At 73.7% G+C, this 16,604-nt stretch carries 15 protein-coding genes; 8 read left to right on the top strand and 7 right to left on the bottom strand.

Going from position 1 to position 16,604, the window contains the following annotated elements:
* Positions 1-3: 3 nt before the first annotated feature.
* Positions 4-420 (top strand): VOC family protein, encoded by a 417-nt coding sequence (locus tag GRQ65_RS01115; protein ID WP_160874296.1) that lies wholly within the window; start codon positions 4-6, stop codon positions 418-420.
* A gap of 31 nt (positions 421-451) precedes the next feature.
* Here GRQ65_RS01115 and GRQ65_RS01110 read toward each other — a convergent pair whose 3' ends face one another.
* Positions 452-1,342: a M48 family metalloprotease gene (locus tag GRQ65_RS01110; protein WP_160874294.1), complete on the bottom strand. Its 891-nt coding sequence runs from the start codon at positions 1,340-1,342 to the stop codon at positions 452-454.
* Positions 1,343-1,364: 22 nt separating this feature from the next.
* Positions 1,365-1,745 (bottom strand): BlaI/MecI/CopY family transcriptional regulator, encoded by a 381-nt coding sequence (locus GRQ65_RS01105; RefSeq protein WP_160874292.1) that lies wholly within the window; start codon positions 1,743-1,745, stop codon positions 1,365-1,367.
* A gap of 96 nt (positions 1,746-1,841) precedes the next feature.
* On the opposite strand from GRQ65_RS01105, the gene GRQ65_RS01100 reads away from it, so the two are divergent.
* From GRQ65_RS01100 to ilvC, 7 genes are all read left to right on the top strand, one after another.
* On the top strand, positions 1,842-3,323 hold the full coding sequence (locus tag GRQ65_RS01100) for a cytochrome ubiquinol oxidase subunit I (protein ID WP_160874290.1): 1,482 nt from the start codon (positions 1,842-1,844) through the stop codon (positions 3,321-3,323).
* A gap of 22 nt (positions 3,324-3,345) precedes the next feature.
* Positions 3,346-4,356 (top strand): cytochrome d ubiquinol oxidase subunit II, encoded by a 1,011-nt coding sequence (gene cydB / locus GRQ65_RS01095; RefSeq protein ID WP_160874288.1) that lies wholly within the window; start codon positions 3,346-3,348, stop codon positions 4,354-4,356.
* Entirely contained in the window at positions 4,356-7,661 is a 3,306-nt protein-coding gene (gene cydD, locus GRQ65_RS01090) for a thiol reductant ABC exporter subunit CydD (protein ID WP_160874286.1), read from the top strand. Before cydB ends, cydD begins: the two co-directional genes overlap by 1 nt.
* Positions 7,658-8,341: a 4a-hydroxytetrahydrobiopterin dehydratase gene (locus tag GRQ65_RS01085; RefSeq protein WP_160874284.1), complete on the top strand. Its 684-nt coding sequence runs from the start codon at positions 7,658-7,660 to the stop codon at positions 8,339-8,341. Before cydD ends, GRQ65_RS01085 begins: the two co-directional genes overlap by 4 nt.
* Positions 8,342-8,453: 112 nt before the next feature.
* Positions 8,454-10,292 (top strand): acetolactate synthase large subunit, encoded by a 1,839-nt coding sequence (locus tag GRQ65_RS01080; RefSeq protein ID WP_160874902.1) that lies wholly within the window; start codon positions 8,454-8,456, stop codon positions 10,290-10,292.
* A gap of 70 nt (positions 10,293-10,362) precedes the next feature.
* The gene (ilvN, locus tag GRQ65_RS01075) at positions 10,363-10,905 is read left to right on the top strand and encodes an acetolactate synthase small subunit (RefSeq protein WP_160874282.1); all 543 of its coding nucleotides are present in this window, start codon (positions 10,363-10,365) and stop codon (positions 10,903-10,905) included.
* A 57-nt stretch (positions 10,906-10,962) separates the two neighbouring features.
* Entirely contained in the window at positions 10,963-11,991 is a 1,029-nt protein-coding gene (gene ilvC / locus GRQ65_RS01070; RefSeq protein ID WP_337191410.1) for a ketol-acid reductoisomerase, read from the top strand.
* Positions 11,992-12,066: 75 nt separating this feature from the next.
* Here the strand turns inward: ilvC and GRQ65_RS01065 are convergent, their stop codons facing one another.
* The 5 genes from GRQ65_RS01065 to GRQ65_RS01045 form a co-directional block, all read right to left on the bottom strand.
* Positions 12,067-12,765, bottom strand: a complete 699-nt coding sequence (locus GRQ65_RS01065; RefSeq protein ID WP_160874280.1) for a Type 1 glutamine amidotransferase-like domain-containing protein — start codon at positions 12,763-12,765, stop codon at positions 12,067-12,069.
* Positions 12,766-12,832: 67 nt separating this feature from the next.
* Positions 12,833-13,936 carry an SGNH/GDSL hydrolase family protein gene (locus GRQ65_RS01060; RefSeq protein WP_160874278.1) on the bottom strand — a complete coding sequence of 368 codons (1,104 nt, stop codon included), beginning with the start codon at positions 13,934-13,936 and terminating at the stop codon, positions 12,833-12,835.
* A gap of 45 nt (positions 13,937-13,981) precedes the next feature.
* Complete coding sequence (locus tag GRQ65_RS01055) at positions 13,982-14,713, bottom strand: hypothetical protein (protein ID WP_160874276.1); 732 nt, start codon at positions 14,711-14,713, stop codon at positions 13,982-13,984.
* A gap of 96 nt (positions 14,714-14,809) precedes the next feature.
* Positions 14,810-15,649: an ABC transporter permease subunit gene (locus GRQ65_RS01050; RefSeq protein WP_160874274.1), complete on the bottom strand. Its 840-nt coding sequence runs from the start codon at positions 15,647-15,649 to the stop codon at positions 14,810-14,812.
* On the bottom strand, positions 15,646-16,557 hold the full coding sequence (locus GRQ65_RS01045; RefSeq protein WP_160874272.1) for an ABC transporter ATP-binding protein: 912 nt from the start codon (positions 16,555-16,557) through the stop codon (positions 15,646-15,648). The genes GRQ65_RS01050 and GRQ65_RS01045 overlap by 4 nt, the downstream gene beginning before the upstream one ends.
* Between the last annotated feature and the right edge of the window lie 47 nt (positions 16,558-16,604).

Below are 16,604 nucleotides of genomic sequence, written 5' to 3'. Positions count from 1 at the left end.
GGGGTGGACCAGCGCATCAGCTTCCTGACCCTGGCCGTGCGCGACCTGGCCGCCAGCCGCCGCTTCTACGTCGACGGCCTCGGCTGGACGCCCGAGGTGGAGGTCGAGGGCGACGTCGTCATGATCCGCACCGGGGACCGGCTCGTGCTGAGCCTGTGGGACCGCGAGTACTTCGAGGCCGAGGTCGGCCGGATCGGCGACGGCGACGGGGTCGCGCCGTTCACCATCTCCTACAACTGCGCCACCCCCGCCGACGTCGACGACGTCCTCGAGACCGCCCGCGCGGCCGGCGCCGACCCGGTGCAGCTCGGCGAGGAGCGGGTCTGGGGCGGCTACTCCGGCTACTTCGCCGACCCCGACGGCTACCGCTGGGAGGTCGCCTGGAACCCCCAGGAGATCGGGATGTCCGTCGTCTCCTGACGTTCGGGGGACGGCGCACCCCGGGCGAGCCTCAGACCAACCCGTTGAGCCAGGGGAGCACGACGAACGCCGTGGGGAGGGCGAGGACGGCGCCGGCGAGGGCGACGAGGACGGCGGCCTGGACGCGGTGGGGGCGGTGGTCGGCGAGCAGGCGGACGCGCACGAGCAGGGTCGAGTCGTCACCCGAGGCGGCGAGGGCGAAGCCGGGGCCGGTCGCTCGGCCCTCGGCGAGGGTGACGAGCGCGCGGCCGAGGGCGGCGCAGCGGCCGTCGCGGGAGGCGGCCCGGTCGGCGAGCACCTCGACGAGCAGCCGCACCTCGGCGAGGGCGGCGGCGCTGGAGACCCAGCGGGGGAAGGCGTGGTGCAGCACGCTGAACGCCTCGAGCACGAGGTCGTGGCGCGCCCGCAGGTGGGCGCGCTCGTGTGCGAGGACGGCGCTGACCTCGTCGGGGGAGAGACGGTCGAGAGCGCCGACGGACACGACGACGCGCTGGACGTGCCGCCCGGGCACGCAGTAGGCGACGGGCAGGTCGTTCTCGAGCACGGCCGTGCCGCCCGGCGCGCGGGCGTCGCGGCGCGCGACCACGTCGAGCTGGTCGCGGTGGCGGCGGCGCAGCGCCCGCAGGTCGGTGCCGACCAGGTGACCGCTGAGCAGCAGCCGCCCGAGCACGAGCGCGGTGAGCAGCAGGGCGATGCCGGCGGTGAGGTACGGCAGCAGGTCGGGGGCGCGCTGCCACGCCGTCCCGGTGACCAGCGAGAGGCCGGCCCCGACGGCGGCCAGCACCGCCGCGAGGGCCCCGCTCTGCCACAGCACCATCGCGGCGCGCGGGGTGTGGCGGGTGCGGTGCACGCGGGCGAGCAGCGCCGGCGCCGGGCCGGCGAGCAGCACGGCGAGGGCACCGAGCAGCAGCGGGGTGACCACGACGGGGAGACAGACCGGCGGGTCAGCGACCGTCGAGGCCCGACAGCGCCTCGCGCAGCGCCGCGATGTCCTCGGCGCTGGCGTCCTCGACGAACGCCGCGAGCGCGGTCTGGCGGTCGTGGCCGGTGAAGTCGGCAAGGGTCTCGCGCATCAGCTCCGCGGTCATCGCGGCCCGCGAGCCGCGGGCGCGGTAGCGGTAGGCGCGACCGTCGCGCTCCTGGGTGACCAGCTCCTTGCGCGCCAGGCGGTCCATCACGGTCATCACCGTCGTGTAGGCGATGTCGCGGGTCTCGGCGAGGGCGGCGTGCACCTCGCGGACGGTCATCGCAGCGTCGGGGGAGTGGGCCGCCCACAGCTGCTCCATGACCGCGCGCTCGAGGTCTCCGAGGTTGCGAGGGGGCATGCCGGCGATTGTACCTACGGACCGCGTCGTACTACATTCAGTAGTAGTTACTACGCGTTGTAGTAAGACGGGCAGTCCGGCAGACAGGAGGCGTCCGTGGACGTCGTCGACATCGCACGGTGGCAGTTCGGCATCACGACCGTGTACCACTTCCTCTTCGTCCCGCTGACGATCGGGCTCACCGCCCTCGTCGCGCTCCTCGAGACCCGCTGGCTGCGCACCCGCGACCCGGCGTACCTGCGGCTGACGAAGTTCTTCGGCAAGCTCCTGCTCATCAACTTCGCCATCGGCGTGGTGACCGGGATCGTGCAGGAGTTCCAGTTCGGGATGAACTGGTCGGACTACTCCCGCTTCGTCGGCGACGTGTTCGGGGCCCCGCTGGCCATCGAGGGGCTGCTGGCCTTCTTCCTGGAGTCGACGTTCCTCGGCCTGTGGATCTTCGGCTGGGACAAGCTGCCCGGGCGGCTGCACGCCGGCTGCATGTGGATCGTGCACCTCGGCACGCTCTTCTCGTCGTGGTTCATCCTCGCGGCCAACTCCTGGATGCAGCACCCCGTCGGCTACCGCTACGACGCCGAGACCGGCCGCGCCGAGCTCACCGACTTCGCGGCGGTGATGTTCAACGAGGTCCAGCTCGTCACCTTCCCGCACGTCATCCTCGCGGCCTACCTCACCGCGGCGGCGTTCATGGTCGGCGTCTCGGGCTGGCTCTACGCCAAGCGTCGCCGCGACCTCGACGGCGAACAGGGCGAGGCCGCCGACGCGGAGCGCTCGATGCACCGCAAGGCGATCCGCATCGGCGCGGCCGTGGCGATGGTCGCGGGCCTCGGCGTCGCCGTCACCGGCGACCTCCAGGGCAAGGTGATGACCGAGGTGCAGCCGATGAAGATGGCGGCCGCCGAGGGGCTCTACGAGACCCGTGAGTCGTGCGCGCCGTTCTCGGTCTTCACCCTCGGCACCCCCGACGGCCGGGAGGAGAAGTTCGCCCTCACCGTGCCGTGCCTGCTGTCCTTCCTCGGCACCGGCTCTTTCGACGGCAAGGTCGAGGGCATCGACGACCTGCGCGAGGCCTACCGCCAGGAGTACGGCCAGGACCCCGGCACCGTCTACTACCGCGCCTCCGACTACGTGCCGGTGATCCCGGTGACCTACTGGTCCTTCCGCTTCATGATCACCTTCGGCATGGCCTCGGCCGCCGGCGCGGCGCTCGTGCTGTGGCTGACGCGGCGTGGCCGCACGCCGACGGCGCGCTGGTTCCCGGCGCTGTGCGTCGCCCTGCCGCTCGCCGCGCTCGCCGGCAACTCGTTCGGCTGGATCTTCACCGAGATGGGCCGCCAGCCGTGGGTCGTGTTCGGGCTGATGACGGTCGACCACGCGGTCTCGCCCAGCGTCTCGACCACCGAGGCGTGGATCTCGCTGCTCACCCTCACCTCGCTGTACGGCGTGCTCGCGGTCGTCGAGGTCGGGCTGATCCTGCGCACGATCCGCAGCGGACCCGCGCCGTACGTCCAGCCGACGGGGCGCGACGGCAGTGACGCCGACGACGACCAGGACGCCCCGCTGGCGTTCGCCTACTGATCTCGCGAGCTGAGGAGGAGTCATGGAGCTCACCACCGTCTGGTTCGCGCTCATCGCGCTGCTGTGGATCGGCTACTTCGCCCTCGAGGGGTTCGACTTCGGGGTCGGGATGCTGCTGCCGGTGCTCGCCCGCGACGACACCGAGCGCCGCGTCATGATCAACACCATCGGCCCGGTCTGGGACGGCAACGAGGTGTGGGTGCTCGTCGCCGGCGGCGCGACGTTCGCGGCGTTCCCGGAGTGGTACGCCACGCTGTTCAGCGGCTTCTACCTCCCGCTGCTGATGATCCTCGTGGCGCTGATCCTGCGCGGGCTCGCCTTCGAGTACCGCCACCAGCGCGCCGAGCGCCGCTGGCAGGCCCGGTGGGACCGCGCCATCACCTACGGCTCGCTCGTGCCGGCCGTGCTGTGGGGCGTCGCCTTCGCCAACATCGCGGGCGGCGTGCCGCTCGACGCCGACCACGAGTTCACCGGCTCGCTGCTCACGCTGCTCAACCCCTTCGGTCTGCTCGGCGGGCTCACGACCCTGCTGCTCTTCGCCACCCACGGGGCGATGTACGTCGCGCTCAAGACCGACGGCGACATCCGCTACCGCGCCCGGGCACTGGCCCTGCGGCTCGGCCTCGCCGCCGCCGTGGTGGCGGTCGCCTTCCTGGTGTGGACGCAGGCGCGGACCGGCTCGGCGGTCTCGGGCGCGCTGTTCGTGCTCGCCGCGCTCGCGCTGGTCGCCGGGCTCGTGGCCGTGCGCGCCGGGCGCGAGGGGTGGGCCTTCACCGGCACGTTCGCCACCATCGCGCTGGCCGTCGCCGGGCTGTTCGTCGCGCTGTTCCCCGACGTGATGCCCTCGACCCTCGACCCGGCCTGGAGCCTCACGACGACCAACGCCGCGGCCACGGCGTACACCCTGACGATCATGACGTGGGTCGCGGCGGTGTTCACGCCGCTGGTGCTGGCCTACCAGGCGTGGTCCTACTGGGTCTTCCGCAAGCGGATCTCGACCCACCACATCCCGACGGCCGAGCTGGCCCACTGATGGCTCGCCCCCTGGACCCGCGGGTCCTGCCCCACCTGCGCCCGGCGCGCGGCCCGCTGGCCGTGGTGGTCGGCGGCAACCTGCTCGCCGGGGTGCTGGTGGTCGCCCAGGCCTTCGCCGCCGCGTGGCTCGTGGCGGGGCTGCTGACGGGGCCGCGCACGGGGGAGGCGTGGCACCCGGCCGCGGCCGCCCTCGTGGCCACGCTGCTGGGCCGGGCCCTGGTCGGCTGGGTGGTCGACGTCGCCGCCGCGGCCGCCGCCCAGCGGGTGGGCGACGGGCTGCGGGAGACCCTGCTGCGGGGCGTGCTCGACCACGCGTCCGACGTACGACGCTCCGGCGAGGTCGGCGCGCTGGCCACCCGCGGCGTCGCGGCGGTCGAGCCCTACCTCACCCGCTACCTCCCGGCGCTGGTGCTCGGCGTCGTCCTGCCGGTGCTGACGGTCGTGGCGATGGCGACCCAGGACCTGCTCGCCGCCGGCGTGGTGGTGGCGACGCTGCCGCTCGTGCCGGTGTTCGCGGTGCTCGTCGGCGTCGAGACCCGGCAGCGCGCGGAGCGGCAGTGGCAGGCGCTGGCCGCACTGTCGGGCCACTTCGTCGACGTCGTGCGCGGGCTCCCGACGCTCGTGACCCACCGGCGCGCGCGGGCGCAGACCGCGCGGATCCGCGAGGTCACCGACCGCTACCGCCGCGCCAACCGCGACCTCCTGGGCGTCGCCTTCGCCTCCTCGGCGATCCTCGAGCTGGTCGCCACGCTCTCGGTCGCGCTCGTCGCGGTCGTGGTCGGGCTGCGCCTGGCCGACGGCGGGCTCGACCTGCGCACCGCCCTCACCCTGCTGCTGCTCGCGCCGGAGGCGTACTGGCCGCTGCGCCGCGTCGGCGCGGAGTTCCACGCCGCGGCCGAGGGGACCGCGACGTTCGAGGCGATCCACGCGCTCGGCTCGTCGCAGCCGCCCTCCCGTGGGCTCATGGCTCCGCGCGGGCCGCTCGAGCTGGCCGGGGCCTCGGCGAGCTGGCCGGGCCGCGAGCGACCGGCCGTCGCCGGGGTCACCGCGACCGTGCCCGAGCGCGGGCTGACCGTGCTCGTCGGGCCGAGCGGCTGCGGCAAGAGCACGCTGATGGCCGTGCTCCAGGGCGACCTGGCGTACGCCGGCAGCGTGCGCGTCGGCGGCGTCGAGCTCGACGGCGTCGACCGCGGTGCGTGGCGGCGACAGGTCGCCTCGCTGCCGCAGCGGCCCTGGCTCGCCGACGCGACGGTCGCCGACAACGTCCGCCTCGGCCGGCCCGACGCCTCCGCCGCCGAGGTTGCCGCCGCCCTGGCGCGGGTCGGTCTGGACCTCGACCCGCAGACCCGGCTCGGCGAGGACGGCGCCGGGCTCTCGGCCGGGCAGCGCGCCCGGGTCGGTCTCGCCCGCGTGCTGGTCGCCGACCGACCGCTGGTGCTGCTCGACGAGCCCGCCGCCCACCTCGACCCCGCCACCGAGGCCCTGCTCGTCGACGCCGTCCGCGAGCTCGCCCGCACCCGCGCGGTCGTAGCCGTCGCCCACCGGCCCGCCCTCGTCGAGGCCGCCGACACCGTGGTCGAGCTCGTCCCGCCCGCGCCCCCGGTGGTCGAGGAGGTCGTGCAACGACCGTCTCGAGACCACGTCGCCCACAGCTCTGCGCCCGCACCCGCACGACGCCGTCCCCGCCTCCTCTGGCCGCTCGTCTGGCTCCTCGGCGTCCTCGCCTCGACCTCGGGGGTGGCGCTGACGGCGACGGCGGGCTGGCTGATCGCCCGGGCGGCGGAGCAGCCGCCGGTGCTGACGCTGATGGTGGCGATCGTCGGGGTGCGGCTCTTCGGCCTGGCCCGCCCGGTGCTGCGCTGGCTCGAGCGCCTCCTGGGTCACGACCTCGCGCTGCGCGAGCTGGCCGAGCAGCGGGCCGCGGTCTACGACGCTCTCGTGCCGCTGGTGCCGGGGCGGCTCGGTCGTCGCCGCGGCGACCTGCTCGCCTCGGTCGTCGACGACGTCGACGCTCTGCTGGACGCGCGGCTGCGGGTGCGGGCGCCGCTGTGGACCTGGCTCGGCACCAGTCTGCTCACCGGCGCGCTGGCCGCCTGGCTGCTGCCGGCTGCCGGGGCCGTGCTGCTCGTGGCCGCCCTCGGCGGCGGACTGCTCGCCTGGACGACCGGCCGGGCCGCCGGACGTCGCGGTGCCACCGACGGCGTCGCGGCGCGGGCGGCCCTGTCGCGACGGGTGCTCGAGGTCGTCGCCGACGCCCGGCCGCTGACGCACTGGCAGGCGGAGGGCGCGGCCCTCGACCGGGTCGCCGCCGAGGCCCGGCGCCGGGCTGCCGCGGCCCGCAGACGCGCGAGGTGGGTCGCCACCGCACGCCTGTGGCCCGCCGTCGCGGTGGCCGCGGCGATCGCTGTGACCGCGACGGTGCTCGACCCGGCGCTGCGCGCGGGCGAGGTCGGCGCTCCGGTCGCGGCGCTCCTGCTGCTCGTGCCGCTCGCGCTGCTCGACGTGCTGTTGCCCGTCGCCGACGCGGGGGCGCTGCGCGCCGACTGCGCGGCCGCTCGTCGCCGCCTCGACGACCTCGCCGCGCTCGAGCCGGCGGTCGTCGACCCGCGCCGCCCGGCGGCGTACGACGGGAGCCGGGACGGCACCGTCGAGCTGCGTCGTGCAGCCGCCCACTGGCCCGGCGGTCGCGGACTGGCCCCCGTCGACCTGCGCCTCGACCCCGGGGACAGCGTCGCCGTGGTCGGCCCCTCGGGGTCCGGCAAGAGCACGCTCGCCGCGCTGCTGGTGCGCCACCTCGCCCCGGACTCCGGGCGCTACGCGCTCGGCGGCACCGACACGGCGACCCTCACCGGCGACGACGTACGGCGCACGGTGGGGCTGCTCGACGACGACCCCTACCTGTTCGCGACCACCCTGGTCGAGAACGTCCGCCTCGCCCGCCCCGACGCCTCCGACGCCGACGTCGAGCGGGCGCTGCGGGAGGCACGGCTGGCCGGCTGGCTCGACGCCCTGCCCGACGGGCTGGCGACCCGGTTGGGGGAGGGTGCCGCATCGGTGTCGGGAGGTGAGCGCACCCGGATCGGACTGGCCCGGCTGCTCCTCGCCGACCACCAGGTGGTCGTCCTCGACGAGCCGACCGCCCACCTCGACGCACCGACCGCGCGCCTGGTGGCGAGGGACCTGCTCGCGCAGCGCGGACGGCGTACGGTCGTGTGGGTGACGCATGACGGCATCGGGCTCGACTCCGTCGACGGCGTCCTCGACCTGACGGACACGAGCGAGCGGGAGATGGCACCGGCATGAGCGACGCGAAGCGGACCCTGACCTTCGAGCAGGTGGAGGAGGAGACCGGGCTGGGGGACTGGCGCTACGTCTACGGCAAGCTGCGGGCGCGGTTCGCGACCGGCGACTTCGCCACGGGCCTGGCGCTCGTCGACCGCATCGGCGCCGCGGCCGAGGAGGCCGACCACCACCCCGACGTGACGCTGACCTACCCGCAGGTCGACGTCGTGCTGGTCAGCCACGACGCCGGCGGGGTCACCTCGCGCGACCTCGACCTGGCCCGCACGATCAGCGGCTTCGCGGCCGAGGCGGGCGTCGAGGCGCGGCCCCACGAGGTCGCGGTGGTCGAGCTCGCGCTCGACGTGCCCGACGAGGCCGAGGTGCGCGACTTCTGGGCGGCGGTGCTCGGCTACGAGGTCGACGGCGACGAGGTGCACGACCCGGCCGCGGCGCTGCCCGCCCTGTGGTTCCAGCGGGCGCCGGGCGCGACCGGACCGCTCGGCCAGCAGCGCTTCCACGTCGACATCGGTGTGCCGCTCGAGCTCGCCGAGGAGCGGGTCGCGGCGGCCGTGGCGGCGGGCGGCACCCTGGTCAGCGACGACCGGGCGCCGGCGTTCTGGGTGCTGGCCGACGCCCACGGCAACCAGGTGTGCGTCTGCACGTCCGCGGGCCGCTCGTCCAGCGATGGTGCCACCGACTGAGACGCGCGTCTCGAATGATGGGATGGCCAGGGTGCGGAATGACGGCTGCGCGCCCTGGCCGTTACCGTGGTGACATGCACCAGGACCTCCTCGTACGCACGCGACGCGCCGACTGAACCGATCAGTCAGTGCGTCACCCCCTCGTCGCCCGGTGCGACCGAGGGGTTTTTTGTTGGTCGAGGCAGAGACGGAAGAGGAACGAGCAGGGATGAGCAGCGAGCAGATCACCGGGGCCCAGAGCCTGGTCACGTCGCTGGAGGCAGCGGGCGTCACCGACATCTTCGGCATCCCCGGCGGGGCGATCCTGCCGGCGTACGACCCCCTCATGGACAGCTCGATCCGCCACATCCTGGTGCGCCACGAGCAGGGCGCGGGCCACGCCGCCCAGGGCTACGCCAGCGCCACCGGCCGGGTCGGGGTCTGCATGGCCACGAGCGGTCCGGGGGCGACCAACCTGGTGACGCCCATCGCCGACGCCCACATGGACTCCGTGCCGATGGTCGCGGTGACCGGGCAGGTCGGGGCGTCGATGATCGGCACCGACGCCTTCCAGGAGGCCGACATCCGCGGCATCACGATGCCGATCACCAAGCACAACTTCCTCGTCACCGACCCGGCCGACATCCCGCGACGCATCGCCGAGGCCTTCCACATCGCCAGCACCGGCCGCCCCGGCCCGGTGCTCGTCGACGTCGCGAAGTCGGCCCTGCAGGCCACCACGACGTTCGAGTGGCCCGACGAGATCCAGCTGCCCGGCTACCGTCCGGTGACCAGGCCCCACGCCAAGCAGGTGCGCGAGGCGGCCCGCCTGCTGCTCGACTCGCGCCGTCCGGTGCTCTACGTCGGCGGCGGCACCATCCGCGGCAACGCCCACCGCGAGCTGCTCGAGCTCGCCGAGCTCGCGGGCATCCCCGTCGTCACGACGCTGATGGCCCGCGGTGCGTTCCCCGACAGCCACGCCCTCAACTACGGCATGCCCGGCATGCACGGCACCGTGGCCGCGGTCGCCGCCCTGCAGAAGAGCGACCTGCTCATCAGCCTCGGCGCTCGCTTCGACGACCGCGTCACCGGCAACCTCGACTCCTTCGCCCCCGGCGCCAAGGTGATCCACGCCGACATCGACCCGGCCGAGATCGGCAAGAACCGCCACGCCGACGTCCCGATCGTCGGCGACGTCCGCGAGGTCATCACCGACCTCGTCGCCCTGCTCCGCGCCGAGGCCGACGCCGGCACCACCGGTGACTACGAGGGCTGGGTCCGCTTCCTCGACGGCGTGCGCGGCACCTACCCCCTCGGCTACGACACGCCGATCGACGGCCTCGCCCCGCAGTACGTCGTCGAGCGGCTCGGCGCCATCGCCGGCCCCGACGCGATCTACGCCTCCGGCGTGGGCCAGCATCAGATGTGGGCCGCGCAGTTCGTGAAGTACGAGAAGCCGCGCACCTGGCTCAACTCCGGTGGCCTCGGCACCATGGGCTTCGCGGTGCCCGCGGCGATGGGCGCCAAGGTCGGCGCGCCCGACACGACCGTGTGGGCGATCGACGGCGACGGCTGCTTCCAGATGACCAACCAGGAGCTGGCCACCTGCGCGATCAACAACATCCCGATCAAGGTCGCGATCATCAACAACGAGTCGCTCGGCATGGTCCGCCAGTGGCAGACGCTGTTCTACAACGAGCGCTACTCCAACACCGACCTGCAGTCCAAGCGGATCCCCGACTTCGTCAAGCTCGCCGACGCCTACGGCTGCGTGGGCCTGTCCTGCGACAGCCCCGAGGACGTCGACGCCACGATCACCAAGGCGATGGAGATCAACGACGTCCCCGTCGTCGTCGACTTCCGGGTCCACCGCGACGCGATGGTGTGGCCGATGGTCGCCGCCGGCGCCAGCAACGACGAGATCAAGTACGCGCGCGACCTCGCGCCGAAGTTCGACGAGGACGACCTGTGATCACCCCACGAAACTGCGGGCTCCTCCCGCTTCGCTCCTTCCGCCCACACTTCCGCGGGGGCCCCGACCTGTGAACACCCACACCCTCTCGGTCCTCGTCGAGGACAAGCCCGGCGTCCTGGCCCGCATCGCGGGGCTGTTCAGCCGCCGCGGCTTCAACATCGAGTCGCTGGCCGTCGGCCCGACCGAGCACCCCGAGGTCTCGCGGATGACGATCGTCGTCAACGTCGAGTCCTCGCCGTTGGAGCAGGTGACCAAGCAGCTCAACAAGCTGGTCGAGGTCATCAAGATCGTCGAGCTCGACCCCGAGCACTCCGTCACCCGTGAGCTGGTGCTGGTGAAGGTCGCGGCCACCGCCGAGACCCGCAGCCAGGTGCTCGACGTCGTCCAGCTGTTCCGCGCCAAGGTCATCGACGTCGCCACCGACGCCATCACCATCCAGATCACCGGCAACAGCGGCAAGATCGCCGACCTGCTGCGGGTGCTGGAGCCCTTCGGCGTCCGCGAGCTCGTGCAGTCCGGCATGGTCGCGATCGGTCGCGGCTCCCGCTCGATCTCCGAGCGCTCGCTGCGCCCCGTCGGCGTTCCCGTGCCGCCCGCGGCTGCCGGCTGAGCCGCGCCGCCCCCGAATCTCGAACCCGAGAAGAAACCACAGAAGGAGAAGCCCACCGTGGCTGAGATGTTCTACGACGACGACGCCGACCTGTCCCTGATCCAGGGCAAGAACGTGGCGGTGATCGGCTACGGCAGCCAGGGCCACGCGCACGCGCTGTCGCTGCGCGACTCCGGCGTCGACGTCCGCATCGGCCTGCAGCCGGGCTCGAAGAGCCGCGCCAAGGCCGAGGCCGAGGGCCTGCGCGTCGTCACCCCCGCCGAGGCTGCGGAGGAGGCCGACGTCATCGTCATCCTCGCCCCCGACCAGCACCAGCGGAAGCTCTACGCCGAGGAGATCGAGCCGCAGCTCGCCGAGGGCGACACCCTGGTCTTCGGCCACGGCTTCAACATCCGCTTCGGCTACATCACCCCGCCCGAGGGCGTCGACGTCTTCATGGTCGCCCCCAAGGGCCCCGGCCACCTGGTCCGCCGCGAGTACGTCGACGGCCGCGGCGTCCCCGTCCTCGTCGCCGTCGAGAAGGACGCCTCCGGCAACGCCTGGCCGCTCGCCCTGTCGTACGCCAAGGGCATCGGCGGCCTGCGCGCCGGCGGCATCAAGACCACCTTCACCGAGGAGACCGAGACCGACCTGTTCGGCGAGCAGGCCGTCCTCTGCGGTGGCGCGAGCCAGCTGGTCATGTACGGCTTCGAGGTCCTGACCGAGGCGGGCTACCAGCCCGAGGTCGCCTACTTCGAGTGCCTCCACGAGCTCAAGCTGATCGTCGACCTGATGTACGAGGGCGGCATCGCCAAGCAGCGCTGGTCGGTCTCCGACACCGCCGAGTTCGGTGACTACGTCTCCGGCCCCCGCGTCATCACCCCCGAGGTGAAGAAGAACATGGAGGGCGTGCTCGAGGACATCAAGAACGGAAAGTTCGCCGAGCGCTTCATCTCCGACATGGACAACGGCTCGCCGGAGTTCACCACGTTCCGCGAGACCGCCGAGCAGCACCCCATCGAGAAGACCGGCCGCGAGCTGCGCAAGCTCATGGCGTGGGTCAAGAGCCACGACTCCGACTACGTCGAGGGCAGCTCCGCCCGCTGACCTCTGGACGCCGAGAAGGCCCGCTCCCACCGCTGGTGGGGGCGGGCCTTCGTCGTCTGCGACGTGAACGTCGGCCTAGGACACGGTCGGCTCGAACCGGTGCCACTGCCCGTCCGAGACCACCTCGACCTCGCCGTCGACCACCCGCAGGGCGCTCCGCTCGTCCAGGGCGTACGCCGGAACGTCGAGCCCGGCGGCCCACCGCTCGGCCTCGGCGAGGGTGTTCTCGGGCATGTCGGGGTGGTCGAGGTGCGGGAAGATCGCGAACTCGACGAGCCCGAGGGTGCGGTCGTCGTCCGGGTCCTGATCAGCGGAGCGCCACTGCACGAACTCCGGCCCGACCCGGGGCGTCAGCACCATGCTGCCGGCGCTGACGCCGACCCACACCAGGTCGGGGCGCTCGGCGAGCGCGTCCCACAGCCCCGACGCGCGCAGCCAGTGGGCGAGGAAGAGCGCGTCGCCGCCGTCGACCAGCAGCGCATCGGCCCGGTCGAGCCACGGCTGCCACCGGGCCGGGTCGACGTGGGGCAGCGCGGTGAGCTCGAGCAGCCCGAGCGAGCCCCAGCCCAGGTCGCTCATCGGGGCGATCGGCCCGCCCAGCGGCTGCCCGCTCACCGCCCGCCACGCCGACTCGGGCGTGCACATCGGGTGGCCCCACTGGGCGCTGGGCACGACGAGCGCCGAGCACTCCGCGACGGGTCGGGGGAGCAGGTCGTCGAGGGCGGTGCGGATCGCGGGAGCGGGCACGCCGCCGGAGGTGAGCAGCAGCTTCACGGGGCACTCCTGGTCGGTCGGATGTGCCCATGGTGACCCGTCACGGCCCTGCGAATCAGCGGCAGACTCAGCGGCAGCCCGAGAGGCCCGTCGCGAGCAGCCCGGCGTAGACCTTCTCCCCGCGGTGGGTGGGGTGGGTGCCGTCGAGGAGCAGCCCGGGGCGCTGGTCGAGCAGCCGCGGCCAGTCGGCGACGCAGGTGCGGGACCGCGTGCGGGCGAGGTCGCGCATCCAGCCGCCGTACGTCGCCGCGCTGGGCGCGTTGCCGCGGGCGACCTGGCGGTAGGGCAGGACGAACAGCACGGCGGTCGAGCGGGGCAGGGAGCGGACGCTCGAGCGCAGGTCGCGCTCGGAGAACCCGGTCGTGGCGTTGGTGCCGAGCTCGACGACCAGCGCCGACGGCTGGCCGTGCACGGCGCGGTAGGCGTCGAGGCGCCCGCGCAGCTCGCCGATCTTGCGCGAGGGCATCGCGTCGACGGCCCACCCGGGCCGGCGGCCCTCGAGCTCGTCGGCCGAGCGCCAGCCCAGCGAGTCGCCGATGACGAGGGTCTGGTCGGTGTGCGCCGGCGGCGGGGCGTCGCTCAGCGCGCAGACGCCGTCGACCATCGCCCGGCCGACGCGGTCGCCGCACTGCAGAGCGGAGCGGCGGTCGACCTGCTGGGCCAGGGTGGTGCCGGCGGCGGCGGCGAGGCCGCGCAACTGGTCGGCGTACGCCGGCGCGAGGCACTCGTCGTAGTGCCCGGGCTTCTCGCCCTGGACGACATAGACCGCGTCCGGTGCGCGGCACTGCGGGGCACCCGCGACCGCCTCGGTGCCGCGGTCGGGGGAGGAGGCGCAGTAGTTGGCCGAGGCCACCCAGACCCGGCCGAGAGCCACGCAGCGCGACGGCTCGACGTAGGTGCCGTACGGCGCACCCGCGCGTGACGCGCACACCTCGGCGCCGAGATTGGCATTGAAGAGGACGGCGCCGGCGACGCACCGCGAGCGCGCACAGCCGCGCTGCTGCGACCACCGCCGACCGAGCAGGGCGCACTGGGTGGCGCCGACGGAGGAGTCGAAGGCGCCGGGCTGCTTGACGGCCTGGGCGCCGCCGCTCAGGCTGACGAGCCCGACCACGAGCAGCGGTGCGACGAGCGCGACCAGCGCCACCAGCACGCGCTCGCGCCGACCCATCCGTCCCCCTGACCCGTGTGACTCCTGGGACAGGATCGCAGCGGTTCAGCGACGCAGGCGCAGAACTCCGGAAACAGAACCGTAGGTGTTGTCGGCGGGCTGGACCACTGCCCGCACCCGGGTCCCGATCGGCAGCCGCTTGCGCAGCTTGGCCACGCCACCGGCCGCGGTGAGGTCGCGGCGCACGACCGGTGCCCACTGGTCGCCGACCAGTCGCTCGAAGCGCACCAGCGCCCCGGCGTACGGCGTCCAGCCCTGGGCCCGCTCCTCGGAGACGCGCGCCTTGAGGACGTAGCGACCACCGCGGATCCGCTTCGCGGACAGGACCGCGGAGGACTGGGCCGGGCGGACCTCGAACGTCGAGTCGGCGAGCGCGGCGGTGCCGGTCTGGGGGTCGGTGAACAGGCAGGTGAAGCTGGCGCACAGGGCGCCCTTGACCGTCCAGGTGCCCGGCAGCTCGGAGCCGCAGAACTGCATCGAGAAGGTGCCGGTCGTGGCGGCGCCGGCGTTCGAGTTCGCGACGAAGCCCTGCGAGGTCCGCCCGTCGGGGTCGAAGATCTGCAGCTGGAGCCGCCACGAGGTGGCCCCACCGGGGTCGATCGCGTAGCTGATCGGCACCTGCTGGCAGGCGTCGTAGAGGACGACGCCGGGGGCGCTCGTCGTCCCGCCCACGGCCGCCTGCGCCGGAGCAGGCGCCGCCGCGAGGGAGGCGAGCAGGACGCCCAGGACCGTGGCGGCTGCCGCGAGGGGTCCACGCAGGTGGGTCGGTGCACGCATGTACCCGACGGTAACCGCGGGTGCGCCGTTCAGCGCACCCGCGGAGCCCGACTGTGACCGATCCGACGGCGCGGGCTGCCCAGAGGGCACGACGCCCTACTTCACCTCGGAGCGACCGACCAGCCAGAGCCCGACGGCGAGCGGCAGCACGAGCCAGAGCGAGCCGGTGACCGCGAGGTGCGCCCAGGCGGTGGCGTCGAAGGTGCCGTCGAAGAACGGCGCCTGCGCGGCGTTGAAGTCGACCCAGGGCTGGAGGTCGGCGAACCACGGCTGGTAGGCGGCCAGGGCCATCGTCAGGGTCGAGAGCACGAAGTTGTAGACGAAGTACGCCACGATCGCGCCGGGGGAGTTGCGGATCAGCACTCCCAGCATGAACCCCACGAGCATGAGCAGGACGTAGGCGAGGACCAGGCCGCCGAGCTGGGCCGCCGAGACGTCCCAGACGGTGTCGACGCCGGCGACCGAGGAGCCCACGAGGTTGCCGACCGCCCCGGTCCCGAGCGCCACCGCGATGCCCACGATCCCGACGAGGACCGACGCGACGAGCTTGGCCCGGACCACGCGATGGCGGTGCGGCACGAGGGTGAACGTCGTGAGCCCGCTGCGCTGGGTGTACTCGCTCGTGACCGAGAGCAGCGCGAGCACCGGCAGCAGGACGGCCATCGGCACGCCCACCGCCGTCCCGAACGTGTCGAAGGTGAGGGCGGTGTCCGGGGCGAACGCGATCACGGCTGCGGTCGCGATCAGGGCGGTGACGGCCACCGAGGTGGTGAGCCAGCGGCCCGAGCGGGTGTCGAACATCTTGGTCAGCTCGACCCCGAGCAGCCGGGTGAACGGGATCGGCTCGGGCGCGGGGCGTGGTGTGCGGTCGGCGGCACGCGCGGGTGAGGCCGTGATCGGTGCGGGGGCGGTGGCGGGGGTGGTGGTCGTGCTCATGCTGCGACTCCTTCGGGGGCGCTCTCGCGAGCCGTGTCGGCGGTGAGCTCGAGGAACATCTCCTCGAGGCCGGCGCCGTCGGCGGCGCGCAGCTCGGTCAGGGGGGTGGCGGAGGCGAGCGCGATGCGCCCGACGAGGTCAGGGTCGGCCTCGACGCGCAGGCCGTCGGGACCGACGGGCGCGACGTGGACGCCCTCGGCCTCCAGCGCCTGGGCCAGGGCGGCGACGCCGGGCGAGCGCACGAGCGTGCCGGCCGCGGTGAGCAGCTCGGCCTTCGAGCCCTGCGCCACGATGCGGCCCTGCCCGATGACGACGAGGTCGTCGGCCACGACCTCGATCTCGTGCAGCAGGTGGCTGGAGAGCAGCACGGTCCCGCCGTCGTCGGCGAAGCCGCGCAGCAGGTCGCGCATCCAGCGGATGCCGGCCGGGTCGAGACCGTTGGCCGGCTCGTCGAGGATCAGCACCTCCGGGTCGCCGAGCAGGGCGGTGGCGATGCCGAGGCGCTGGCGCATGCCGAGGGAGTAGTTCTTCACTCGACGGCGGGCCTCGGGGCCGGTCAGCGACACGCGCTCGACCATCTCGTCGGCGCGTCGCGCCGGCAGCCCCATCGTGCGGGCGGCGATGCGCAGCGTCTCGAGCCCGGTGCGTCCGGCGTGCTGTGCCGAGGCGTCGAGCAGGACGCCGACCTCCCGGCCGGGGTTGGGCAGGTCGGCGTAGCGGCGCCCGAGCACCGTGGCCGAGCCCGAGGTGGCGGGGGTGAGGCCGACCAGCACGCGCATGGTGGTCGACTTGCCGGCGCCGTTCGGACCGAGGAACCCGGTCACGCGGCCCGGGAGGGCGGTGAAGGTGACGTCGTCGACGGCCCGGTGGCCGGCGTACGTCCTGGTGAGTGCGGTGACGTCGATCATGGGTCACACGCTGGCGCCCGGCGGGGTCCGCGCACATCGGGGACGGG

This window comes from Nocardioides flavescens (assembly GCF_009823805.1).
Classification (GTDB): Bacteria; Actinomycetota; Actinomycetes; order Propionibacteriales; family Nocardioidaceae; genus Nocardioides; species Nocardioides flavescens.
The sequence above is the reverse complement of the archived record's forward strand: the minus strand, read 5'-3'. Positions and strand labels throughout refer to the sequence as shown.

Bases quoted from the DNA above. Each gene is read 5' to 3' on its own strand.
- GRQ65_RS01045 (WP_160874272.1), bottom strand. From the start codon at position 16,557: ATGATCGACGTCACCGCACTCACCAGGACGTACGCCGGCCACCGGGCC.
- GRQ65_RS01085 (WP_160874284.1), top strand. From the start codon at position 7,658: ATGAGCGACGCGAAGCGGACCCTGACCTTCGAGCAGGTGGAGGAGGAG.
- GRQ65_RS01060 (WP_160874278.1), bottom strand. From the start codon at position 13,936: ATGGGTCGGCGCGAGCGCGTGCTGGTGGCGCTGGTCGCGCTCGTCGCA.
- GRQ65_RS01055 (WP_160874276.1), bottom strand. From the start codon at position 14,713: ATGCGTGCACCGACCCACCTGCGTGGACCCCTCGCGGCAGCCGCCACG.
- GRQ65_RS01105 (WP_160874292.1), bottom strand. From the start codon at position 1,745: ATGCCCCCTCGCAACCTCGGAGACCTCGAGCGCGCGGTCATGGAGCAG.
- cydD (WP_160874286.1), top strand. From the start codon at position 4,356: ATGGCTCGCCCCCTGGACCCGCGGGTCCTGCCCCACCTGCGCCCGGCG.
- GRQ65_RS01050 (WP_160874274.1), bottom strand. From the start codon at position 15,649: ATGAGCACGACCACCACCCCCGCCACCGCCCCCGCACCGATCACGGCC.
- cydB (WP_160874288.1), top strand. From the start codon at position 3,346: ATGGAGCTCACCACCGTCTGGTTCGCGCTCATCGCGCTGCTGTGGATC.